The organism is Xanthomarina arctica (assembly GCF_014638915.1).
GTDB classification, from domain to species: Bacteria; Bacteroidota; Bacteroidia; order Flavobacteriales; family Flavobacteriaceae; genus Xanthomarina; species Xanthomarina arctica.
On record NZ_BMFQ01000001.1, the window covers coordinates 894,101 to 918,867 of the forward strand.

At 32.6% G+C, this 24,767-nt stretch carries 22 protein-coding genes; 18 read left to right on the forward strand and 4 right to left on the reverse strand.

Features of this window, described 5'->3' with window-relative positions; all coding sequences use genetic code 11:
- The first annotated feature begins 2 nt into the window (after positions 1–2).
- The 9 genes from IEV77_RS03875 to IEV77_RS03915 all read left to right on the forward strand — a co-directional run bounded on the left by IEV77_RS03875 (position 3) and on the right by IEV77_RS03915 (position 9,855).
- Positions 3–1,139 (forward strand): alpha/beta hydrolase, encoded by a 1,137-nt coding sequence (locus IEV77_RS03875; RefSeq protein ID WP_188462020.1) that lies wholly within the window; start codon positions 3–5, stop codon positions 1,137–1,139.
- An 88-nt stretch (positions 1,140–1,227) separates the two neighbouring features.
- Positions 1,228–2,424, forward strand: coding sequence for an alpha/beta hydrolase (locus IEV77_RS03880; protein WP_188462022.1), 1,197 nt, complete (start codon positions 1,228–1,230; stop codon positions 2,422–2,424).
- Between the two features lie 77 nt (positions 2,425–2,501).
- Positions 2,502–3,860 (forward strand): DNA repair protein RadA, encoded by a 1,359-nt coding sequence (radA, locus tag IEV77_RS03885; RefSeq protein WP_188462024.1) that lies wholly within the window; start codon positions 2,502–2,504, stop codon positions 3,858–3,860.
- A 37-nt stretch (positions 3,861–3,897) separates the two neighbouring features.
- Positions 3,898–4,131 (forward strand): hypothetical protein, encoded by a 234-nt coding sequence (locus IEV77_RS03890; RefSeq protein WP_188462025.1) that lies wholly within the window; start codon positions 3,898–3,900, stop codon positions 4,129–4,131.
- A complete protein-coding gene (locus tag IEV77_RS03895; protein ID WP_188462027.1) occupies positions 4,131–4,427 on the forward strand; it encodes a type II toxin-antitoxin system RelE/ParE family toxin in 297 nt (98 codons plus the stop codon). Before IEV77_RS03890 ends, IEV77_RS03895 begins: the two co-directional genes overlap by 1 nt.
- Positions 4,428–4,603: 176 nt before the next feature.
- Positions 4,604–8,008: an isoleucine--tRNA ligase gene (gene ileS, locus IEV77_RS03900; protein WP_188462029.1), complete on the forward strand. Its 3,405-nt coding sequence runs from the start codon at positions 4,604–4,606 to the stop codon at positions 8,006–8,008.
- 4 nt (positions 8,009–8,012) lie between these two features.
- The gene (locus tag IEV77_RS03905; RefSeq protein WP_188462031.1) at positions 8,013–8,396 is read left to right on the forward strand and encodes a TraR/DksA family transcriptional regulator; all 384 of its coding nucleotides are present in this window, start codon (positions 8,013–8,015) and stop codon (positions 8,394–8,396) included.
- 130 nt (positions 8,397–8,526) lie between these two features.
- Positions 8,527–9,147 carry a DUF4097 family beta strand repeat-containing protein gene (locus tag IEV77_RS03910; RefSeq protein WP_229736570.1) on the forward strand — a complete coding sequence of 207 codons (621 nt, stop codon included), beginning with the start codon at positions 8,527–8,529 and terminating at the stop codon, positions 9,145–9,147.
- A gap of 87 nt (positions 9,148–9,234) precedes the next feature.
- Positions 9,235–9,855, forward strand: a complete 621-nt coding sequence (locus IEV77_RS03915) for a lipoprotein signal peptidase (protein WP_188462033.1) — start codon at positions 9,235–9,237, stop codon at positions 9,853–9,855.
- On the opposite strand, the gene IEV77_RS03920 is transcribed toward IEV77_RS03915, so the two are convergent.
- The 4 genes from IEV77_RS03920 to IEV77_RS03935 are packed head-to-tail and all read right to left on the reverse strand — an operon-like array spanning position 9,856 to position 12,705.
- Entirely contained in the window at positions 9,856–10,419 is a 564-nt protein-coding gene (locus tag IEV77_RS03920) for a 5-formyltetrahydrofolate cyclo-ligase (protein WP_188462035.1), read from the reverse strand.
- Between the two features lie 11 nt (positions 10,420–10,430).
- Positions 10,431–11,405: a succinylglutamate desuccinylase/aspartoacylase family protein gene (locus IEV77_RS03925; RefSeq protein ID WP_188462037.1), complete on the reverse strand. Its 975-nt coding sequence runs from the start codon at positions 11,403–11,405 to the stop codon at positions 10,431–10,433.
- Between the two features lie 5 nt (positions 11,406–11,410).
- Complete coding sequence (gene rimK / locus IEV77_RS03930; protein WP_188462039.1) at positions 11,411–12,283, reverse strand: 30S ribosomal protein S6--L-glutamate ligase; 873 nt, start codon at positions 12,281–12,283, stop codon at positions 11,411–11,413.
- The gene (locus IEV77_RS03935; RefSeq protein ID WP_188462040.1) at positions 12,283–12,705 is read right to left on the reverse strand and encodes an ATP-dependent zinc protease family protein; all 423 of its coding nucleotides are present in this window, start codon (positions 12,703–12,705) and stop codon (positions 12,283–12,285) included. The genes rimK and IEV77_RS03935 overlap by 1 nt, the downstream gene beginning before the upstream one ends.
- Positions 12,706–12,817: 112 nt before the next feature.
- Here IEV77_RS03935 and uvrC point away from each other — a divergent pair, with 112 nt between their 5' ends.
- From uvrC to pgi, 9 genes are all read left to right on the forward strand, one after another.
- The gene (uvrC, locus tag IEV77_RS03940) at positions 12,818–14,611 is read left to right on the forward strand and encodes an excinuclease ABC subunit UvrC (protein ID WP_188462042.1); all 1,794 of its coding nucleotides are present in this window, start codon (positions 12,818–12,820) and stop codon (positions 14,609–14,611) included.
- Entirely contained in the window at positions 14,608–16,839 is a 2,232-nt protein-coding gene (locus IEV77_RS03945) for a patatin-like phospholipase family protein (protein ID WP_188462044.1), read from the forward strand. The genes uvrC and IEV77_RS03945 overlap by 4 nt, the downstream gene beginning before the upstream one ends.
- Before the next feature lie 252 nt (positions 16,840–17,091).
- A complete protein-coding gene (locus IEV77_RS03950; protein ID WP_188462046.1) occupies positions 17,092–18,246 on the forward strand; it encodes a homogentisate 1,2-dioxygenase in 1,155 nt (384 codons plus the stop codon).
- A 48-nt stretch (positions 18,247–18,294) separates the two neighbouring features.
- Entirely contained in the window at positions 18,295–18,654 is a 360-nt protein-coding gene (locus tag IEV77_RS03955; RefSeq protein ID WP_188462048.1) for a four helix bundle protein, read from the forward strand.
- Positions 18,655–18,699: 45 nt separating this feature from the next.
- A complete protein-coding gene (gene hppD, locus IEV77_RS03960; RefSeq protein ID WP_188462050.1) occupies positions 18,700–19,860 on the forward strand; it encodes a 4-hydroxyphenylpyruvate dioxygenase in 1,161 nt (386 codons plus the stop codon).
- Positions 19,861–20,007: 147 nt separating this feature from the next.
- Positions 20,008–20,790 carry a DUF3108 domain-containing protein gene (locus IEV77_RS03965; protein ID WP_188462052.1) on the forward strand — a complete coding sequence of 261 codons (783 nt, stop codon included), beginning with the start codon at positions 20,008–20,010 and terminating at the stop codon, positions 20,788–20,790.
- On the forward strand, positions 20,790–21,713 hold the full coding sequence (locus tag IEV77_RS03970; RefSeq protein WP_188462054.1) for a tryptophan 2,3-dioxygenase family protein: 924 nt from the start codon (positions 20,790–20,792) through the stop codon (positions 21,711–21,713). Before IEV77_RS03965 ends, IEV77_RS03970 begins: the two co-directional genes overlap by 1 nt.
- Positions 21,713–22,969 carry a peptidoglycan DD-metalloendopeptidase family protein gene (locus IEV77_RS03975; RefSeq protein ID WP_188462056.1) on the forward strand — a complete coding sequence of 419 codons (1,257 nt, stop codon included), beginning with the start codon at positions 21,713–21,715 and terminating at the stop codon, positions 22,967–22,969. The genes IEV77_RS03970 and IEV77_RS03975 overlap by 1 nt, the downstream gene beginning before the upstream one ends.
- 4 nt (positions 22,970–22,973) lie before the next feature.
- Positions 22,974–24,617: a glucose-6-phosphate isomerase gene (pgi, locus tag IEV77_RS03980; protein WP_188462058.1), complete on the forward strand. Its 1,644-nt coding sequence runs from the start codon at positions 22,974–22,976 to the stop codon at positions 24,615–24,617.
- Positions 24,618–24,767 lie beyond the last annotated feature (150 nt).

Sequence of the window (24,767 nt, forward strand, 5' to 3'; positions counted from 1 at the left end):
AAATGAAGAAACCAATTGCTCTACTATTGCTTTTATGTTGTGCTCAAACACTTATTAGCCAGGTTATATACGAATCTTTTCAATCTACAAGAATAGGAGAATCCAGAGATTTGAAGATTTTGTTGCCAAGAGGATATAATTCAGAAGATAAAACAGAATACCCTTTGGTGGTTGTTTTAGATGGAGATTATCTTTTTGAGCCAGTAGTTGGAAATTTAGATTACCAAGCTTATTGGGAAGATGTACCACAGTGTCTGGTTGTTGGTATTAATCAAGCAGAAACACGTCAAAAAGATTTATCTTATAGTGAAGATAACTATTTTCCTGTTCAAGATAGTGCCAGTTTTTTTGAATTCATAGGTTTTGAACTAATCCCATATATTGAAAGCAAGTATAATGTTTCGGATTTCAGAATTATTGTTGGACATGATTTAAGTGCTAATTTCTTAAATTATTATTTATTCAAAGAACAACCTTTATTTAGAGCCTATATTTCTCTTAGTCCAGATCTAGCTCCTCAAATGGATAGCAGATTGCAATCAAAATTAGTGACATTAGATAGCAATGTCTTTTATTATATGGCTACTTCAGATTCAGATATTCAAAGACTTCGTGTAAAAACGGTAGAAGCAGATAAGCAATTGAATACCATTGATAATCCAAATTTTCACTACAGATTTGATGATTTTGAGGATGCAAATCATTATTCATTGGTTGGTTTGGGTATTCCAAAAGCTATTAATCAGATTTTTACTTTATATAAACCTATTAATAGATCTGAGTATACTGAGACTGTTCTTACCTATGAAGGAGGACCTTATAATTACTTCGTGAAAAAATATGAAGATATAGAAACGTTTTATGGTTTTAAAAAGAAACCAATTGAAAATGATATTAGAGCCATTGCTACGGCTTCTAAAAAACTCAATGATATGGAATCTTTAGAAAATATTTCTAAAGTTGCTAAAAAAGAATTTCCTGATTCCATGATTAGCGCATATTATATGGGAATGTATTTTGAAGAAGAAGGAAACATTAAAAAAGCCCTGCAATATTACCAAAGTGGCTTATTATTAGCGCCTTCAGAGTTCATAGATAAAGACATGTTGTTAGAAAAAATGTATGAACTAAAAGATTAATTTACTAAAACATAGCATTTCATCGATTATTTTTGCATTTCGAAGAAAAAAGGATATCTTTACATTCCAAATCTTAACCTGCTATATTATGAAAAGAACAGTCCTATTAATGCTGTTTTTAACGCTATCTTTTTCGTTAGTTTCACAAACAACTATAGAAAATTTTAAGTCACGCAAACTAAATGCGACACGACAGTTAAAAATTAAACTACCCAAAGATTACACAGCAGAATCCAATTTAAAGTATCCATTAATTATAGTTTTTGATGGCGATTATTTATTTGATCCTGTAGTTGGTCAGACCCATTTTCAAACTTATTTTGATGATATGCCAAACTGTATTGTGGTTGGTATTTCTCAGGGTAAAGATCGTTTTTACGATAGCATGGTAGATGAAGTTACCGGATTACCGTTCGAATCTGGATCGAGGTTTTTTGAATTTGTTGGTCAGGAATTGATCCCATATTTAGATGAAAAATATAATACAAGTAATTTTAGAGTAGCAGTTGGTCATAATGCTATGGGGAATTTTAGTAATTCTTTTATGATGAAAGATTTACCGCTTTTTCAAGCTTATGTCAATTTGAGCCCTGATTTAATTGGTGAAATGGGAGATAATATTGTAGAAAGATTAAAATGGATGAAAGGTGACGTCTTCTATTATATGGCAACTAGCTCTAATGATAATACTGATTTAAGAAAAAAAATACTTCTTACAAATAAAGAAATTGACGCTATTGACAATCCAAATTTAACGTACTATTTTGATGATTTTGAAGGGGAATCTCACTACACTTTGGTAACGGGAGCCATTGCAAAAGCATTCGATAAAATTTTTGAAATGTATAAACCACTTCGAGAAAAAGAATTAACGGAGAAAGTATTGCCTTACGATGGTACTTTGGATGAATATCTAGTATCTCGATACAATCGAATAGAAGAGCTTTTTGGTGTTGTAAAACCTATTTCTGAAGATGAATTTCAAAAGGTATTTGCGGTTGCAGAAGAGCGCGATGATATTGAATCCATTGAAAAATTAGGAAAATTAGCTAATAAACTCAATCCAGATCTTTTAATCGGGAATTATTATTTGGCTATTTATGCTGAAAAAATTGAAAAACCTAAGAAAGCTATTAAGTTTTATGAAGAGGCTCTTTTGTTAAGTGAAACAGAAACTATCAAAAAAGATGATATCCAATCTAAATTAGATAATTTAATAGGTAGCGATTCACCACTTGAAGGTACCAAACTTATTCCTGGAGAGGTAGTCGTAGATTTTGATTAAACTTAAAAGTAAAACAGTTAAAGTTCCTTGATGGCAAATAGCAGAATTATATTTATTTTAGCCTAAACATTTTTAAATTGGCTAAAGTAAAAACAACATTTTTTTGTCAAAATTGTGGCGCACAATATTCCAAATGGCAAGGGCAATGCACAGCTTGTAAAGAGTGGAATACCATTGCTGAAGAAGTTATTCAAAAGGCTGAAAAAAGCGATTGGAAAACACCAACTTCAGCTTCAAAACGCGTTTCAAAACCATTATTAATTAATGAAATAGACGCGTCTCAAGAAGCGCGAATGGCAACCAACGATCAAGAGTTTAACCGTGTGCTTGGTGGAGGTATTGTTCCTGGTTCCTTAATTTTATTAGGTGGTGAACCCGGAATTGGAAAAAGTACCTTATTACTTCAAATAGCCTTAAAATTACCTTATAAAACACTTTATGTTTCTGGCGAAGAAAGCCAGAAACAAATAAAAATGCGTGCCGAACGCATCAATCCTAGTAGCAGTAATTGCTACATTCTTACCGAAACAAAAACTCAAAATATTTTCAAGCAAATTGAAGCTCTAGAGCCAGATATAATCGTTATTGATTCTATTCAAACACTTCATAGCGACTATATAGAATCCTCTTCAGGAAGTATTTCTCAAATAAAGGAATGTACTACAGAATTGATAAAATTTGCAAAAGAAACATCGACTCCTGTTATTTTAATCGGACATATTACCAAAGATGGAAACATTGCTGGGCCAAAAATTCTGGAACATATGGTCGATACTGTCTTACAGTTTGAAGGCGATAGAAATCATGTTTTTAGAATTCTTAGAGCTAATAAAAACCGTTTTGGATCTACCAACGAATTAGGTATTTACGAAATGCAAGGTTCTGGATTACGTGAGGTTTCAAATCCGAGTGAAATATTAATTTCCAAAAAGGACGATGAACTTTCTGGAAACGCGGTAGCAGCAACCCTTGAAGGCATGCGACCTTTAATGATAGAAGTGCAAGCTCTTGTAAGTACGGCTGTTTACGGAACACCGCAGCGTTCTGCAACAGGGTTCAATGCCAAACGTTTAAACATGCTTTTAGCTGTTTTAGAGAAGCGAGCAGGTTTTAGATTAGGAGCAAAAGATGTGTTTTTAAATATCACTGGAGGCATTACTGTAGACGATCCAGCTATCGATTTAGCGGTGGTTGCCGCTATCTTATCTTCAAATGAAGACGTAGCCCTTCAAAAGGATTTTTGTTTTGCTGCAGAGGTTGGTCTATCTGGAGAAATCCGCCCTGTACAACGTGTAGAACAACGCATCCTTGAAGCTGAAAAATTAGGATTCTCAACTATATTTGTATCTAAATACAATAAAATTTCCTTGAAAAAAACAGTTATTAAAATCCAATTGATTTCAAAAATTGAAGATTTGGTTGGGTTTGTGGTTTAAAAATTTCCTATATTTAATTAAAACTTAGAAAATGGACATGCAGTTAGAGAAATATGAATTAATGGAATGGTTAATTAATATTAACGATAAATCCATAATTTCTAAAATAAAAAAACTAAAAGAAAGTTTAGCTCAAGAACCTAATGGAAATATTGGCTTACCTCAAGAATTGGAACTTTTATTAGATCAAAGTATGAATGATTCTAAATCTGGAAAAACTAAAGCACATGTAGATGTTATGCAAGAAATAAAAGCTAAGTACAATCTGTAATGAAAGTTATTTGGACTTATACAGCAGAAATGTCTTATAAGGAAGAAATTGATTTTATACTCTTAAAATGGAATAATACGCAAGCATCACTTTTTGTCGAATTAGTAGAAAATAACATAACAAAACTGAAAGATTATCCCGAGTTAGGACAACCTATTTATAAAAATTTTCGTGTACTTTCTATATCAAAACAAACATCACTTTTTTATCGTATAATTGAAGAAAACATAGAATTATCCATTTTTTGGAATAATAAACGTAATCCTAAAGATTTGTTTACTGCTATAAAATATTAAGTTCTCATCCATTTTTAGCCTAAATACATTAACAACTCCTTAAAAAGTAGGTATTAAAATCCAATTAATTTCTAAGATCAAGGTCTTGGTAAACTTTATAGTTTAAAAACCTATAATTGAATGACTATTTTCCTAAAAATCGTTATTTTCGCGGGTCGAAAAGAATGATTGATATTATGAGTAGTAAATTCCCTGAGTATAAAGGTCTTGACTTACCAAATGTAGCTAATGAAATAAGCGCATATTGGCAAGAAAACAACATATTTGAAAAAAGTGTCACCACCAGAGAAGGTAGCAAACCTTACGTGTTTTTCGAGGGGCCACCTTCGGCAAATGGACTTCCAGGTGTGCACCACGTGTTGGCTCGTGCTATCAAAGATATTTTTCCTCGATATAAAACCATGAAAGGTTTCCAAGTAAAGCGTAAAGCTGGTTGGGATACGCATGGATTACCAATAGAACTTGGTGTTGAAAAAGAATTGGGTATAACCAAAGAAGACATTGGAAAAACCATTTCTGTTGAAGATTATAATGCAGCCTGCCGAAAAGCAGTGATGCGCTACACCGATGTTTGGAACGACCTAACCCAAAAAATGGGGTATTGGGTAGATATGGAAGATCCATATATCACCTACGAACCAAAATACATGGAAACGGTATGGTGGTTGTTAAAGGAAATATACACTAAAAAGTTAATGTATAAAGGCTACACCATTCAGCCTTATTCACCAAAAGCTGGTACAGGTTTAAGTTCACACGAGGTTAACCAACCTGGAGCTTATCAAGATGTAACGGATACTACTATTGTTGCTCAGTTTAAAGCCATAGAAAGCACGCTACCAGATTTTTTGCAAAATGAAGGTGATATTCATTTTACAGCATGGACTACCACACCTTGGACATTACCAAGTAATACAGCATTAACTGTTGGACCAAAAATAGATTACGTTTTAGTAGAAACCTATAACCAATACACATTCAAACCTATGAATGTGATTTTGGCAAAAGCATTAGTTAATAAGCAATTTGACGGAAAATTTAAAAGAGTTGAAGAGAAGTCGGCACTTTTAAGTTATAAAGATAACGACAAAAAGATTCCTTATTTCGTTGTAAAAGAATTTAAAGGAAAGGATCTTGTAGGTATTAAATACGAACAATTATTACCATACGCCTTACCAAACGACAATCCGGAAAATGCTTTTGGAGTCATTGCAGGAGATTTTGTAACTACAGAAGATGGTACAGGAATAGTACATACAGCACCAACTTTTGGAGCAGACGATGCTTTGGTTGCAAAACAAGCAACACCAGAAATCCCACCATTATTAGTGAAGGATGAAAATGGAAACCTTGTTCCTTTGGTAGATTTGCAAGGAAAATTCAGACCAGAAATGGGTGAATATGCTGGTAAATATGTCAAAAATGAATATTACAACGATGGTGAAGCTCCAGAACGTTCTATAGATGTTGAGCTAGCCATTAAATTAAAAGAAGAAAACAAAGCCTTTAAGGTTGAAAAATATAAGCACAGTTATCCACATTGTTGGAGAACAGACAAACCTATTCTTTATTACCCATTAGATTCTTGGTTTATAAAAGTAACAGATGTTAAAGGACGTATGCACGAACTTAACACGAGTATTAATTGGAAACCAGAATCGACAGGAACAGGTCGTTTTGGTAACTGGTTAGCAAACGCAAACGATTGGAATTTATCTCGTTCTCGTTATTGGGGAATTCCATTGCCAATTTGGAGATCCGAAGACGGAAAAGAAGAAATCTGTATTGGTTCTGTTGAAGAATTGAAGATAGAAATGGCGAAAGCCGTTGAAGCGGGAGTTCTTTCAAAAGATATTTTTGAAGATTTTGAGATTGGAAACAATTCTGAAGAAAACTACGCCAAAATCGATTTACATAAAAATATTGTAGATGAAATTGTCTTGGTTTCAAAAAGTGGACAACCCATGAATCGTGAAGCAGACTTGATTGATGTATGGTTCGATTCTGGTTCTATGCCTTACGCACAATGGCATTACCCATTTGAAAACAAGGAGAAAATTGATAATCACGAATCCTATCCAGCCGATTTCATCGCGGAAGGTGTAGACCAAACAAGAGGTTGGTTCTATACGCTTCATGCTATTAGTACAATGGTTTTTGATTCGGTTGCCTATAAAAATGTCGTATCAAACGGCTTGGTGTTAGATAAAAACGGACAAAAAATGTCCAAACGTCTTGGGAATGCAACAGATCCATTCGAGACGTTATCTAATTATGGAGCAGATGCCACACGTTGGTATATGATTGCAAACGCAAACCCTTGGGATAACTTAAAGTTTGATGTAGAAGGTATTGAAGAAGTAAAGCGAAAGTTCTTTGGAACACTTTACAACACCTATTCTTTCTTTACTTTATATTCTAATCTGGACAACTTTAGTTACGCTGAAGCAGATATTCCTTTAAATGAAAGACCTGAAATAGACAGATGGATTCTTTCAGAATTAAACACATTAATTCAGAAAGTAGATGCTTTTTATGCAGATTATGAGCCAACAAAAGCGGCTAGAGCCATTTCAGATTTCACTCAGGATTATGTAAGTAACTGGTTTGTGCGTTTAAGTAGGAGACGTTTCTGGAAAGGCGATTACCAACAAGATAAAATTTCGGCTTACCAAACTTTATATACTTGTATGGTAACTATTGCTAAGTTAGGGGCTCCAATTGCACCTTTCTTTATGGATAGATTGTATTTGGATTTAAATTCGGTAACACACAAAGAAGCTTTTGAAAGTGTGCATTTAGCCAACTTTCCGGAGTACAACGAAAACTTTGTAGATAAGAGTTTAGAGCGCAAAATGGAAGCGGCTCAAACCATTTCATCTTTGGTATTATCGTTAAGAGCTAAGGAAAAAATAAAAGTACGTCAACCGTTGCAAAAAATCATGATTCCTATTGATTCAAAAAATCAAAAGGAAGAGATTTTAGCCGTTGCAGATTTAATAAAACATGAAGTTAATGTTAAGGAAATTGAACTTCTTGAAGATGCTTCAGATATCTTAGTGAAGCAAATAAAGCCCAATTTTAAAGCCCTAGGACCTCGTTTTGGTAAGGATATGAAATTAATAGCCAATACTATTGTTGGATTTACTTCAGAAGATATCAAAAAAATAGAGCAAAGTGGCAAAATAGAAGTTGTGGTTAACGGAAAAAGTATTACTTTAGGTCTTGAAGATGTAGAGATTACCTCTCAAGATATCGAAGGCTGGTTGGTTGCCAATGAAGGATCATTGACAGTTGCTTTAGATGTTACTATTTCTGAAGAATTACGAAAAGAAGGGATTGCTAGAGAGCTCGTTAATCGCATTCAAAATTTACGTAAAGACTCAGGTTTTGAAGTAACAGATAGAATAGATGTGCTACTTCAAAAAGATGATAAAATAGTGGATGCTGTAGAAACGAATATGACGTATATCATGGCAGAAACGTTGACTGAAAAATTAGAAATTATTGACCAAATAGATAATGGTATAGAAGTTGTATTTGACGATGTAAATACGAGATTATTTATTCAAAAACATTAAGAACATGGCAGAAGAATTAAACATAAGATATTCGGATAAGGATTTAGCTGAATTTAAGCAGTTAATCCAAGAAAAAATTGTGAAAGCAAAGCACGATTTAGATTTAATAAAAAGTGCTTACATGAATGACCTTAATAATGGTACGGACGATACGTCTCCTACCTTTAAGGCGTTTGAAGAAGGTAGTGAAACTATGAGTAAAGAAGCAAATTCTCAATTAGCAACTAGACAAGAAAAGTTTATTCGCGATTTGAAAAATGCTCTTATTAGAATTGAAAATAAAACCTACGGTGTTTGCAGAGTAACAGGTAAATTAATAAACAAAGAACGTTTAAAATTAGTACCTCATGCTACGTTAAGTATTGAAGCTAAAAACATGCAACAGTAATATTCCTACGAAAGTAGGAATCTCATCATCGTGACGCATAATGTCTGGGTTTAACGATAATAGAACTCTAAAACGCTTCAAATATTTGAAGCGTTTTTTTATTAAATATCATTGAAGTATTTTTCAAAATATGAAGTATATAAAATACATCGTCATTTTGTTTTTTGTTCTTCAAATTCAAGCGCAAAAAACAACAAATAAGTCATTTTCCGCAGCAGGGATTTCCACGCTTGTTATTGATGGTAGCTCTATATTTAAAATAAGTATAGAAACAACAAAAACACAAAACATCTCGATCGAGTCTTTTGTAGAAGGCGAAAATTATGAACATGTTGTTTTGCTAGCAGAAACCCGTGATAACCAATTACATGTTTCTAGTGTTTACCAGCCATTATTCGTTGCAGCAAACGATAAGTTAAGTGTTCATAAACTTATTTCTATAGAATTAACAATACGCATTCCAGAACATCTAGATGTTATTATTACCAGTAATATAGCTTCCGTTTTTATGTCAGGAAATTTCAATCAAGTAACTACTGAATTAATTAATGGTTCTTTTAATAGTAAAAATTTTCAAGGCAATCTTTTGGTGAATACCATTCATGGAGATATTCATGTAGCTTCTAAACGGGCCAAGGTTCAAGCTTCAAGTAAACACGGAACAATTGAGCAAGAAATCTTGACACAAGGAGATAAGCAAATCGTGTTAAATTCCATAAACGGAAATATTACGGTTTCAAAAATTGAATAATATGTTTATTTTTGTCGCAAGACATGACCGATTATTATAAAGATTCCCGCTTTCGTGTTTGCAGTCAGGCAGGCTTAAAAAAACAATATGACCCTAAAAAAATCTATTCTAATTATCGTTCTTATTTTATTGATAGATCAAATAAGCAAAATTTATATTAAAACGCATTTTGTTATTGGCGAAGAGTTAAAAGTTTTTACGTGGTTCAAGATCTATTTTGTTGAAAACGATGGCATGGCTTGGGGAACTAAATTGAGCGATTTTATATCTTTTATTTCAGATCGAACTGCCAAATTATCTTTAACTATATTTAGAATTGTAGCCATTTTTGGAATAGGCTATTGGTTGCACGATGCTGTGAAAAAACAAAATTCCAGAGTATTAATCTGGGCTATAGTTTTCATTTTTGCTGGCGCTTTAGGAAATATTTTGGATTCCGTTTTTTATGGTGTTTTATTTAACGATAGTTATGGGCAAGTAGCGTCGTTTTTACCAGTAGAAGGAGGTTACGATAGTTTGTTGTATGGAAATGTCGTGGATATGCTGTATTTTCCCTTATGGAAAGGTTATTTACCAAATTGGTTACCTTTTTATGGAGGACAATATTTTACGTTTTTCGAACCTGTTTTTAATGTGGCTGATGTAGCCATAAGTACAGGTTTTGGACTGCTAATATTCTTTAATAAAAAAGCATTTTCAAACGATTAATTAAAACGTATAAACCTGTTTTGGAGTAACACAAAAATTCAAAGCCATATCTCCTTCAAAAATATCTTCAATTTCAGTTTCAGCTTCAAAAAAGGACAAACCAATTTTTAAAGTTTCTGGTTTGCATTGGGCTAAAAATTTATCATAAAACCCTTTGCCATAACCAACACGATGTCCTTGTCTATCGAAAGCCAATAGTGGCACAAAAACAACTTCGATAGAGTTTGGAGCGATAGCGATACCATCAACTGGTTCTGGAATATTGTAGTGATTCTTCTTGATTACCGTGTTGTCAGTTAAAAGAAAATGATCCAAATTTCCTGTGGAAAAATCACTTTTAGAAATCACGATATTCTTATCTTTTCCCGAAAGAATGTTTAAAATATAATCGGTATTCACTTCTTTATGTTCTTCAATAGAAAGAAAAAGATGATAAAAAGAACGGTCCCAAATAGCCAAAGTTAAAAGTTGGTTTGCAATTTGTAAACTTAAATCTTCAACTGCTTCTGAAGTTAATTTTTGACGTCTTAGCTTGTATGTTTTGCGTAATTCGGCTTTAGTCATTAGCTAATTAATTAACTCTCTATTATTTTAGTGACATGAAATAACGCATCTCCTTGATAAACTAAGGCGGCTTCGTTAAGATTAATAATATAACCTTCAATATTAGATTTTACAGTATGGTGAACTTTTCCATATGGGTCGGTAATTTGTCCTAAAATATCACCTACTTTTATTTTAGAATTGATAGCTACTTTGGCTTTAAACATGCCAGATTGTTTCGCTCGAATCCATTTGCTTTTTTTAACAAAAACGGTTTTAAATTTTGCAGGATTAGCTTTTACTTTAGAATTAAGCATTTCGAAATGAGCTAAAATTCGTTTAACACCTTCGACACCTACTTTAGAAATATTATCGTCAACAAAAGACGATTTCCCTCCTTCATACAGTAAAACAGGTTTGCCTAATTGAAAACAAGCATTTCTAAATGATTTTACAATATGTTTAGAATACAAAACAAAAGGTGCTCCAAAAACATTTGCTAATTCAACTAGTTGAGGTTGGTTCTCTACAATTCGAATTTGAGCCGCATTAAATCTGCTGGCTCCTCCAGTATGAAAATCAATAATTAAGTCTACTTCTGGAATAATCTCATGCATCAATCTGTAAGCCACTCTGCTTGCTAAAGAGCCATCTTCAGAGCCAGGAAACGATCTATTTAAATCGCGACCATCAGGAAAACTACGAGAGCCATTTAAAAAACCAAACACATTAAGAATAGGAATACAGATAATAGTCCCTCTTTTTGGCTTGTTAATGTTTCTCGAAATAAGTTGTCTTACAATATCGACTCCATTTATCTCATCGCCATGTAATCCAGCAGTAAATAAAATAGTAGGACCAGGTTTTTTTGAACGTTCAATGATAATAGGAACTTCAATTTTTGTAGCAGTATGAAGTTTCGCAATATTAAAATTTATTTCTTTTGAAGTTCCTAAGGGAATATCATGACCTAAAATCGAAATTACTTTTTTGTATTCAGTAGTCATAGAAATTAAACATTTCGTTCAATAAAACGAATAATAACTTTCGCTATATCTTTTTTGGTCGCTGCTTCAATACCTTCTAATCCAGGAGAAGAATTAACTTCTAAAATTAATGGGCCACGTGCAGACTGTAACATATCTACCCCACAAATTCCTAAACCTAAAGATTTAGCTGCTTTTAAAGCTGCGTTCTCTTCTTCTTCTGTTAATTGAATTATTTCTGCACTTCCTCCTCTATGTAAGTTAGATCTAAATTCACCTTCTTTTCCTTGACGTTTCATAGCGCCAACCACATTACCATCTACAACAAAAGCTCTAATGTCTGCTCCTTTAGATTCTTTTATAAATTCTTGAACAATAACTCTTGCTTGCAAACCATTAAAAGCTTCTAAAACAGATTCGGCCGCATTTTTAGTTTCAGCTAAAACAACACCTAAACCTTGAGTTCCTTCTAAAAGTTTGATAACTAAAGGTGCTCCACCAACATAATTAATAACTTCAGCAACATCTTTTGTGTAATTAGAAAAAACAGTTTTTGGCATTCCTAATCCTGCACGAGACAATACTTGTAAGCTTCTTAATTTGTCACGAGATCTAACCAAAGCTTGAGATTCGACCGTTGAGAAAACTTTCATCATTTCAAATTGTCTAACAACGGCAGTTCCATAAAAAGTAACTGAAGCTCCAATTCTTGGAATAATAGCGTCAATATTTTCTAAGGGTTTTCCTTTATATAAAACGGCAGGATTCTTTTTCTCAATGATTATTTCACATTTTAAAGGATCGATAACTTCAACATGATGTTTACGCTGTTGCGCAGCTTCTATTAATCGTTTAGTTGAGTATAAATGAGGGTTTCTAGATAAGATTACAATGTTCATTAGTTCTTTTTTTGATAAGATAAGTTCTTCAAACTGACATCAACCACAAATTTTTTATTCAAAAAGCGTCTCCCAATTAAAATTGGGAATTTCATGTCGTCTCTGGTACTTAGTGTTAGATTAATTTTATATTTTTTGTTGAAAATTAGAATCGTAGTTTTTACTTTATAACGTTCTTGTACAATGCCATTACTGCTTTTAACTTTAGCAATATCGTAGGTTTTAAATATAATTTCTTTGCCATTATAAAGAGGATGACCTTTATCGTAAAACGTACACTTAAGTAAGCCGTCTTCAATCTTTACTTTATGACAATGTATTGAAGATGTGTAAGCTCCCGAGTCAACTTTTACATCGATATCGTATAAATTCAGTAAAGGGAAATCCGCTTTATCCGTTCTCCCAATTATTTTTTTAGGCATTAAAAATGATGTTTTTCAGACTTGCAAGGTAATAAAAAATCGAATGTTATAGAACTTTCTAAAATAGTATTAAAATGGATAGGTTTTACAGATATATATTATCTTTGATAATATGAGCGAACCTACATTAGAAATACAACTTAAAACCTTGCCAAATGAGCCTGGAGTTTATCAGTATTTTGATGAAGATGGCACTATACTATATGTTGGAAAAGCAAAAAATTTAAAGAAACGGGTTAGTTCCTACTTTACAAAACAACATGATTATGGCAAAACTAGAGTTCTTGTAAAAAAGATTGCAAGTATTAAGCATATTGTTGTTAATACAGAAACAGATGCTCTTTTATTAGAAAATAATTTAATAAAAAAACACCAACCTCGATATAATGTTCTGTTGAAGGATGATAAGTCCTACCCATGGATTTGTATTAAAAACGAACGTTTTCCAAGAGTCTTTTCAACCAGACGGATTATTAAAGATGGAAGTGACTATTTCGGACCATATACAAGTACAAAAACCGTTTCGACCTTATTAGATTTAATTAGAGGCCTTTATAAATTGAGAACTTGTAATTACGATTTATCTCAAGAAAAAATAGATGCTGGAAAATATAAAGTCTGTTTAGAATATCATTTAGGAAACTGTAAAGGGCCATGTGAAGGCTTTCAAACCCTTGAAGATTATGATGAAGGCATTAAGGCTATTAAAGAAATTTTAAAAGGGAATTTCAAAGAATCTTTAACGCAGTTTAAACTGCAAATGAAGGAATTTGCTGAAGCCATGCAATATGAAGATGCCCATATTATAAAAGAGAAAATTCAAATTTTAGAAAATTACCAAGCTAAATCTACCATTGTAAATCCAAAAATTAGCAATGTGGATGTATTTTCCATTGTTAGCGACGAAGGTTATGCTTATGTCAATTTTTTACAATTATCTTATGGATCCATCATTCGTTCTCATACATTAGAGATCAAGAAAAAGCTTCAAGAATCGGATAAAGAGTTGTTGGAACTTGCTATTGTTGAATTAAGACAACGGTTTCATTCAACTTCAAAAGAAATATTTGTGCCTTTTAAAATTAATTTAGGAGAAGATGTTAAAGTGGTTGTACCCCAGTTAGGTGATAAAAAGCATATTTTGGATTTGTCCATCCGTAATGCTAAATACTATCGTATGGATCAATTAAAGCAAGTAAAAATTGTTGATCCAGATAGGCATGCCAATAGGATTATGGCTCAAATGAAAACCGATTTACGTCTTGCAGATGAGCCAAGACACATTGAATGTTTTGATAATTCGAACATTCAAGGAACCCATCCTGTTGCGGCTTGTGTGGTATTTAAAAATGGTAAACCCAGTAAAAAAGATTATAGGCATTTTAATATTAAAACAGTTGAAGGTCCAGACGATTTTGCTTCCATGGAAGAAGTGGTTTACAGGCGTTACAAAAGAATGCTGGATGAAGGGAGCTCGTTACCACAATTAATTATAATTGATGGAGGAAAAGGACAACTGTCTTCAGCTTTAAAAAGTTTAGATGTCTTACAATTACGAAATAAAATTGCAATCATCGGAATTGCGAAACGTTTGGAAGAATTATTTTACCCGGATGATCCAATTCCCTTATATTTAGATAAAAAAAGTGAGACTTTAAAAATTATTCAACAACTTAGAAACGAAGCACATAGATTTGGAATCGAACATCACAGAAATAAAAGAAGCAAAACGGCTTTAAATACAGAGTTGGAAACCATTCCTGGAATTGGAGAGAAAACGATAGTAGAGTTATTAAAGGAATTTAAATCTGTAAAACGTATTGCCAATGCCAAGTTAGACGAGTTAGAAGATGTTGTTGGAGTTTCAAGAGCTCAAAAAATTTATAATTATTATCACAAGTCATGAGGTATATTTTTATAATCTTATTTCTATTAATCACCAGTTTTACATTCTCTCAAGACAAAACTAAAGAGGATGTGAAAATTGGCTTAGTGTTAAGTGGAGGTGGGGCTAAAGGTTTGGCTCATATTGGCGTTTTAAAGGTTATTGATAGCTTAGGGATTAGAATAGATTACATAGCCGGAACAAGTATGGGAGCTATTATTGGCTCTCTTTATGCTTCTGGGTATTCCGGTAAACAAATAGATTCCATTTTTAAAGAGGTGAATTTCGATAAAATTATTAACGACGATTTACCACGAGCAGCCAAAACCTTTTATGAAAGGGAAAATTCTGAAAAATATGCCGTAACATTACCTTTCGAACATTTTAAAATTAAATTGCCAACAGCATTGTCCAGAGGCCAAAACACCTTAGGCTTGCTTACTAAATTAACCTTGCATGTTAGTGAAATAGACGATTTTAGTCATCTTCCAATTCCATTTTTTTGTATTGCAACTAACATAGAAACAGGACAGGCGGTCATCTTGGAAAATGGTAATTTACCACAAGCCATAACTGCAAGTGGTGCATTACCATCTCTTTTTCAACCAGTAATTATAGATGGCCAACTTTTAATAGATGGCGGGGTTGTGAATAATTATCCCATAGACGAGTTAAGAGCAAAAGGCATGGATTTAATAATAGGAGTTGATGTTCAGGACGATTTGGCTTCTCGAGACGATTTAAAATCTGCACCAGAAATTTTACTTCAAATAAATAATTATCGAACCATAAACGATATGATCGTTAAGTCTAAAAAAACAGATATTTATATAAAACCAGATATTACAAATTATACGGTAGTTTCATTTAGTGACGGAAGAGATATTATAGATAGTGGCCAAAAAGGGGCAAATAAAGAAATGGATGCTTTGAAACACGTGGCTTCTATGCAAAGTAATAAAAACAAAAAGCAGATAAATATTAAACCCATAGATAGCATTCAAATCAATGCTATTTATATTGAAGGAAATAAGAAATATACAGATGCCTATGTATTGGGGAAAATTAAATTTAAGCAGAATGTGAAGCTAAAGTATAATAGCTATGTTGAAGGTGTAAATAACTTGACAGCTACAAATAACTTCGAAAGTGTAATACATCAATTGAAACCTTCTACAGACTCTGAAGGCTATGATATGTATATTGTTTTAAAAGAAAACCCCATTACTACCTTCTTTAAATTAGGGGTTCATTATGACGATTTATACAAATCCGCAGCCTTGATAAACCTAACCAAAAAGAGGTTATTGATTAAAAACGATGTGCTTTCCTTCGATTTTATTGTAGGAGATAACATCAGGTATAATTTTGAATATTACATAGACAAAGGTTTTTATTGGAGTATTGGTTTGAGATCAAAATACAATCAATTTAAAATAGAGACTCCGGCAACTTCTTTTTTAACAGAAGAAGAATTAGAAACCATTAACGTTAATAAACTGGATATTTCTTTAAAAGATTTAACCAACCAATTCTACCTGCAAACCTTGTTTACCAAGGATATGGCCTTAACGCTTGGCATAGAACATAAAAGATTGAGAATTTCAACAGAAACCGTTTTAACAGGAGTTAATGAAAACGAAACCGTTTTCGATAATAGCGATTATTTAAGTTTGTTTGGGAAACTTAAATACGACTCTTACGACAATAAATATTTTCCAAATGAAGGGTTTTATTTTGCGGGAGATTTTCATTTATATTTCTATTCCTCAGATTATAATAATAATTTCAACGAATTTTCCATAGCAAAGGCAACCATTGGTTATTCTTATAGCTTTACCAATAAGTTATCGGCAAATATCACTACTCAAGGGGGTTTTAATATAGGGGAAAATGATAACCCATATTTAAATTTTGCACTTGGTGGTTATGGAAACGACTTTATAAATAATTTTGAAGCTTTCTATGGTTACGATTTTATTTCACTTTCAGGAAATAGCTACGTAAAAGGCCTAATTACCTTGGATTATGAGATTTTCAAGAAAAATCATATCATCTTAGCCGCTAATTATAGCAATATTGGAGATGATATTTTTGTTGATGGCGAATGGATTACATCTCCAGATTATTCTGGTTACGCCATTGGTTATTCTTTAGAAACTTTTGTTGGCCCTATAGAATTGAAATACACTTATTCTCCTGAAGACAATCAAAGTATTTGGTTTTTCAATTTAGGCTTTTGGTTCTAGAACTTTTGTTTCATTAAATGAAGAAGCTTTCTTTACATAAAATTAAGTTCATAATTTTTTACGATATTTGTAGAACAATGAAACATTTTTGGACAGATTTACTATCGCATCTTCAATTTCTTATCAAAAGAAATCCAGAATAAATAGGCGTATTTTGTATCTTTATATAAAATATATTTAGTGTGCTTGGGTTATGATTAAAATTAAGTTTTTACTCAGTATCCACCACATATAACTCTTAACTTATAAGAAATGCCATTTTATCATAAACTAGGAAAAACACCTCCTAAAAGACATACACAATTTAGAAAACCAGATGGAAGCTTATATAGTGAACAGCTGTTTGGAACCATTGGTTTTGATGGAATGTCAACAAACTCATATCACGAACAAAGACCAACACAGGTAAAAGCTATTAATAAGCAATACAGCGTAGCTCCTAAAATTGCGAAAGAAAATAGTATTCAATCGTATCGATTTAGAGGGTTTCAAGTAAAACCTGAAAACGATTACTTAGAAAGTAGGAAAACGGTTCTTACGAACAGCGACTGTAGCATCATCTTAGCAGCTCCAAAACTATCAACAACAGATTATTTTTATAAAAACTCCGATGCAGACGAGATGATTTTCATCCATAAAGGCACTGGAAAATTACGCACACATTTAGGAAATCTAGACTTTAAATATGGCGATTATTTAATTGTACCAAGAGGAACCATCTATAAAATGGATTTTGATACAGAAGATAATAGATTATTTATTGTAGAATCCAGAAGACCTATTTATACGCCAAAAAGATATAGAAATTGGTTTGGACAATTATTAGAACATTCTCCATATTGCGAAAGAGATATTCGTCAGCCTCAAGAGCTAGAAACCCATAACGAATCTGGCGATTTTTTAATGAAAGTTAAAAAACAAGGTGATATTTTCGAAATGGTTTACGCATCACATCCTTTTGATGTGGTTGGTTATGATGGTTATAGTTATCCTTATGCGCTTTCAATTCACGATTTTGAACCTATTACTGGTAGAATTCATCAGCCACCACCAGTTCATCAAACGTTTGAAACAGATGCCTTTGTAATATGTAGTTTTGTTCCAAGATTATACGATTACCATCCGTTGTCAATTCCTGCGCCATATAACCATAGCAATATAGATAGTGATGAGGTTTTATATTATGTTGACGGCGATTTTATGAGTAGAAACGATGTAGATGCTGGACATATATCCTTACATCCAGCGGGTATTCCACACGGTCCACACCCAGGAGCAGCGGAACGTAGTATTGGAAAAGTTAGAACAGACGAATTGGCCGTAATGGTGGATACGTTTAAACCATTAAAAATTACAGAAGAAGCATTAAAAATAGCAGACGAAGATTACTTTAAATCTTGGCTTTAAAATCAAAGAGATAAGAGATAAGAGATAAGAGAGTAGATAAAAAAGAGGATGACAAATAAGAAAAGACATAATTATAAGAATCTAAAAATTTGGAATTTAGGAATTGAGATTGTTGATGATGTTTTTGATATTATAAGTGAATTTCCTAAAGATGAAAAATTTGGTTTAAGTTCTCAACTTAGTAGGTGTTCTGTTTCAATACCAAGTAATATTGCAGAAGGGTCAGCTAGAACAGATAAATCTCTTTCTCATTTTATTGATATTTCTCTTGGCTCTTCTTTTGAACTTGACACGCAGTTAATAATTGCATATAAAAGAAAATATATTACATCTGAAAAATTAAAACAAATTCAAGAAAAAATAGAAGAATTTCAGAAAATGACTATGGGTTTTCAAAATAAACTATAAAGTCTTTTTTCTATATTCTCTTTTCTTTCTTCTAAAATAAAGAATATGAGTAAAGAAATAAAATCAGTAGAATACGGTTTAGAAAAAATATTTGAAGGCGCTCAAGATTTCCTTCCCTTATTAGGAACTGACTATGTAGAATTCTATGTTGGAAATGCCAAGCAAGCCGCACATTTTTATAAAACAGCCTTCGGTTTTCAATCCTATGCTTATAAAGGTTTGGAAACAGGCTCTAGAGATGAGGTTAGTTATGTGTTAAAACAAGATAAAATTCGATTGGTTCTAACCACGCCTTTAAATAGTAAATCTCCAATAAATAACCATTTAGCAAAACATGGAGATGGTGTAAAAGTGGTAGCTTTATGGGTAGATGATGCCAGAAGTGCTTACGAAGAAACTACCAAAAGAGGTGCTAAATCGTATATGGAACCAACAGTAGAAACAGACGAACATGGAGAATTGGTTCGTGCTGGAATTTATACTTATGGAGAAACGGTTCATATGTTTGTGGAACGAAAAAACTACAAAGGGACATTTATGCCTGGTTTTAGAGAGTGGAAATCAGATTATAACCCAGAACCAACAGGTCTTAAATTTATAGACCATATGGTTGGAAATGTAGGTTGGGGAGAAATGAATACCTGGGTAAAATGGTATGAAGATGTGATGGGTTTTGTAAATTTCCTTTCCTTCGACGACAAACAAATTCATACAGAATATTCAGCTCTAATGAGTAAAGTGATGAGTAATGGAAATGGACGAATCAAGTTTCCAATTAACGAACCAGCCGAAGGAAAAAAGAGATCTCAAATTGAAGAATATCTAGATTTTTATGAAGGTCCAGGAGTACAACATATTGCTGTAGCTACAGATGATATTATCTCAACTGTATCAGATTTACGCTCTAGAGGAATTGAGTTTTTATCAACACCTCCAGAAGAATATTACAGAGCTGTTCCTGGAAGATTAGAAACATATAGCCATGAATTGCGCGAAGATATCGAAACTCTAAAAAGTCTAGGTATAATGATTGATGCCGATGAAGAAGGATATCTTTTACAGATTTTCACGAAGCCTATTGAAGATAGACCGACACTTTTCTTCGAAATTATTCAAAGAATGGGAGCCAAAGGTTTTGGTGCTGGAAATTTCAAAGCCCTTTTCGAATCTATAGAACGCGAACAAGAATTAAGAGGTACTTTATAACAAATATTTAACTAAAAACGACTTAAAAACTCTATCAAACTCACTGATAGAGTTTTTTTGTTTTATACATTTGGAACAGTAATTGTATTATAGAGAGCAGACAATAATAATGTATTCATTAAGTTACATTTACAGATATAATTAAATATGAAAAAGTCACTTCTTATAATTTTAATAATTTTGTTTACCCAACCGTTTTTTGCCCAAAGCGAAAGTTCCTTTGGGGTAGGAGAATGGTTTAAATTTGAAATGAGTTATAGTGGATTTTTAAAAGCCGGTGAAGCTACATTAACGGTAAATAAAGCCATGTACAAAAATAAACCCGTTTATCATGTGGTTGGTAAAGGCTGGACTACTGGAGCAATTAAATGGTTTTTTAAAGTAGAAGATCAGTATGAAAGCTATTTCGATATGCAAAATATCATGCCATATAAGTTTGTTAGGAATATAGATGAAGGTGGCCACACCAAGAATATAGAAATAGATTTCGATCAAGTTAATAATAAAGCTTACGTCAACAATCTTAAGCACAACAGAAAAAGTGAATTCGACACCCAACCGAATATTCAAGACATGATTTCTACATTTTACTATCTAAGAGATAATCTGGATATTAAAAACTTGAAAGAAGGGAAAGAAGTGCATGTAGATATGTTTTTCGATGAAGAAAATTATGGCTTTAAATTAAGGTACCTTGGAAAGGAAATAATTGATACCGAGTTTGGTAAAATAGACGCTCTTAAATTTAGACCATATGTTATGGCTGGAAGAGTTTTTAAAGAAGAAGAAAGCTTGACTCTATGGGTTTCAAATGATAAAAATAAAGTACCTTTACGTATCCAAGCAGATTTAGCTGTGGGCTCTTTAAGAGCAGATTTAGAAGCCTTTAAAGGTTTAAAACACCCATTTAAAATAATAGCAAAAAATTAATGGAACCAAACAAAGAAATAACCAATCAATTAAAAGAAAAATTTGATGCCATTGGACAAGATTTAGATGTGCATTTAAAAGGCTTGTTGTATAGCAAACCCATAAATTATTGGGATTATGTTCAAACGGACGCTTTACTAGATCTTCAAACACAACGTACTGTTTTACCAGATGAGATGGTTTTTATTATGTACCATCAAATCAACGAATTGTTGTTTAAAATGATTCTTTGGGAAATTGAGCAAGTTGCCAAGGAAGAAAACGTAGAAGCTACTTTTTTCTCTAATAAATTAATGAGAGTCAGTAGATATTTCGACATGCTAACATCTTCCTTCGAAATTATGAAGGATGGTATGGATATAGAACAATACAATAAATTTAGAAATACCTTAACCCCTGCAAGTGGCTTTCAAAGCGCCCAATACAGAAAAATAGAATTTGCTTCTACAGAACTTATAAATTTAATAGACAACAGATTTAGGGAAACTATAGATAGAAACACCTCTTTTGAACATGCTTTTAACCATTTATATTGGCAAGCCGCTGGAAAAGACTACAAAACTGGTAAAAAATCTTATTTATTAACAGTTTTTGAAGAACGATACAAAGATGAATTTATTAGATTTGCCAAATTCTATAACACCAATAATCTGTGGACTAAGTTTAAGCAGTTACCACAAGAGGTTAAAGAAGACAAAGAATTAATTAATGCCATGCGTCATTACGACTATACCGTAAACATTACTTGGGTTATGGCACATTACAAAACAGCAAACCATTATTTAAACATTGGTGGTAAAACAGTTGAAGCAACAGGAGGAAGTGAATGGGTAAAGTACATGCATCCAAAATATCAGAGAAGAATATTTTTTCCAGAATTATGGACCGAACAAGAACTAAAAGATTGGGGAAAAGATGTTTAATGCTTTTTGCAATTATTTTAAGTTTAAATAGTTGCAAAGAAGATAATTCGCAAGTAGTCGAAGATGATTTTGCTATTGTAGAACCTGTTATTCTAGATGTTCTCGAATTTGGTTTTAACCTAAACGATTACGTTGTAAAAAGAGATACTGTTAGAGCTGGAGATAGCTTCGGTGAAATCATGCAACGCAATAATGTTGGCTATCCAAAAATATTCCAAATTGTTGAAAAAGCGCGTGATAGCTTTGACATTCGAAAACTCCAAATAGGAAAACCATATACCATTCTGTGTTCTAAAGATTCTCTTCAGGAGCCCAAATGTTTCATTTATCAACCTAATAGAGAAGAATATATTGTAATAAATTTTCAGGATTCCATTCATGCATATACAAGTAGAAAGCCTATAAAATATGTTGAAAAGGAAGTGTCAGGAATTATTACAAGTAACATCTCTCAAACCTTAGATGATAAAGGAATAAGTTTAATTCTTGCTTATAAAATGTCCGATATTTATGCTTGGACTATAGATTTTACAAGACTTCAAAAAGGTGATAAATTTAAAGTGATATACACAGATAAGTATATAGACGACACCATTTATGCTGGAATAGATAATATAAAAGCAGCTGTTTTTGAACATAAAAATGAACCTTTTTATGCTTTTGAGTTTGAAACGGATAGCATAAAAGGACTCAAAGATTATTTTAACGATGAAGCCAACAACCTTCGTCGTGCGTTTTTAAAAGCGCCAGTAGAATACAAACGTATTTCATCCAGATACAATCTTAATAGACGTATTGCTTTATATGGCAATAAAATTAGACCTCATAAAGGAACTGATTTTGCTGCAGCTGTTGGAACGCCAATTCGGGCCACAGCCAATGGAACAGTTACAAAATCTAGCTTTACACGAGGTAACGGGAATTATGTAAAAATCAAGCATAATTCAACTTATGAAACCCAATACCTACATATGAAAAAGCAGAATGTAAAAGTTGGGCAATATGTTAGACAAGGTGATGTTATTGGTTGGGTTGGAATGACAGGAAATACCTCGGGACCGCATGTGTGTTATCGTTTTTGGAAGAATGGCCAACAGGTCGATCCTTTTAGAGAGAAATTACCGGCGTCCGAACCTATTTCTAAAGATTTAAAAATTAAGTATTTAGAGTATATTATTCCTTTAAAAAATCAGTTAGACGATGTCCAAATTGAAGTAGAGACGCCTTCAGACCCGTTAATTACTGAGGTAAATTAATATTATGAGCCTACCAAAAATTAATCCGACCTCTACAGTTGCATGGAAAAAACTCCAGGAACATTTTCAGTCTATAGAAGAAGTTCAAATGAAGGATTTATTTGCTCAGGATCCCGAAAGAGCTAATAAATTGACGCTTTATTGGGAAGATTTTTATATCGATTTTTCTAAAAACCGAATAACAGACCAAACCCTTTCATTATTATTAGAACTTGCAAAAGAAGTGAAATTAGAGGATGCTATTAAAAGCTATTTTTCTGGTGAAATTATAAATGAAACTGAAAACAGAGCTGTTTTACATACCGCATTAAGAGCAAAAGAAACAGAGGCAATCTCTGTAGAAGGAGAGAATATTATTCCAAAAGTTTTTGAAGTTAAAAAGCAAATAGAAACCTTTACAAATCAGATAGTAAATGGATCTAAAAAAGGATTTACTGGAAAAAAATTCACAGATGTTGTTAATATAGGTATTGGAGGTTCAGACTTAGGTCCAGCAATGGTTGTTGGTTCTCTAGAGTTTTATAAAAACCATCTAACTACTCATTTTGTTAGCAATATTGATGGCGACCATGTTCAAGAGATTATAAAAAAATTAAATCCAGAAACAACCTTATTCGTAATTGTTTCAAAAACCTTCACTACTCAGGAAACACTTACCAACGCAAACACCATTAGAGAATGGTTTTTAAAATCTGCTACGCAGCAAGATGTTGCAAAACATTTTGTGGCAGTTTCCACAAACATTGAAAAAACAAAGGAATTTGGAATAAGTGAGTCCAATATTTTTCCCATTTGGGATTGGGTTGGAGGTAGATTTTCACTTTGGAGTGCGGTAGGTTTATCTATTAGCCTTTCAGTGGGCTTCGAAAATTTTAATAAACTTCTTTCTGGAGCTAATAAAATGGATACTCATTTTAAAACGGAAGCTTTTGATAAGAACCTTCCTGTTGTTTTAGCATTAATAAGTATTTGGTACAATAATTTCTTTAAAACAGAAACGGAAGCTGTAATCCCTTATTCTCAATATTTAAATAATTTCAGTGCTTATTTACAGCAAAGCAGCATGGAAAGTAATGGGAAATCTGTTGACAGAAACGGGAATCACGTAAGCTATCAAACTGGAAATGTGGTTTGGGGAACACCAGGTACCAACTCGCAACATGCCTTTTTTCAACTCATTCATCAAGGTACTAAGCTTATTCCAGTAGATTTTATTGGTTTTGTGGACTCATTACATGGCAATCAAGATCATCAAGATAAACTAATTTCAAACTTTATTGCTCAAACAGAAGCCTTGCTTAACGGAAAATCCAAAGAGCTTATTATTCAAGAGGCACAAGCGGAAAATTTGACTTTGGAACAAACCAATAAGTTGTTACCATTTAAAGTATTTGAAGGGAACAAGCCAACAAATACCATCTTCATACAAAAATTAACACCAGAAAGCTTAGGGAAACTGATTGCTATGTACGAACATAAGATATTTGTTCAAGGTATTATCTGGAATGTTTTTAGCTTCGATCAATTTGGAGTGGAATTAGGTAAGAAATTAGCAGGGAATATTTTGGGTGATATTAAAAATAGTTCATTAGCAAATCACGATGCATCTACCTTAAATTTATTACATTATTATAAAAAATTAACATAATAGGTGTTGAAAACCTTGTTAATAGCTTTTTTATTGTTAAAGTAATAACAGTCACTAAATTATATATCTTCATTGTGTTAAAAATCTTAACAATTACATAATATTTATCAATTAAATATGTGTAATTTTGCAAAAAAATTAGAAACAAAT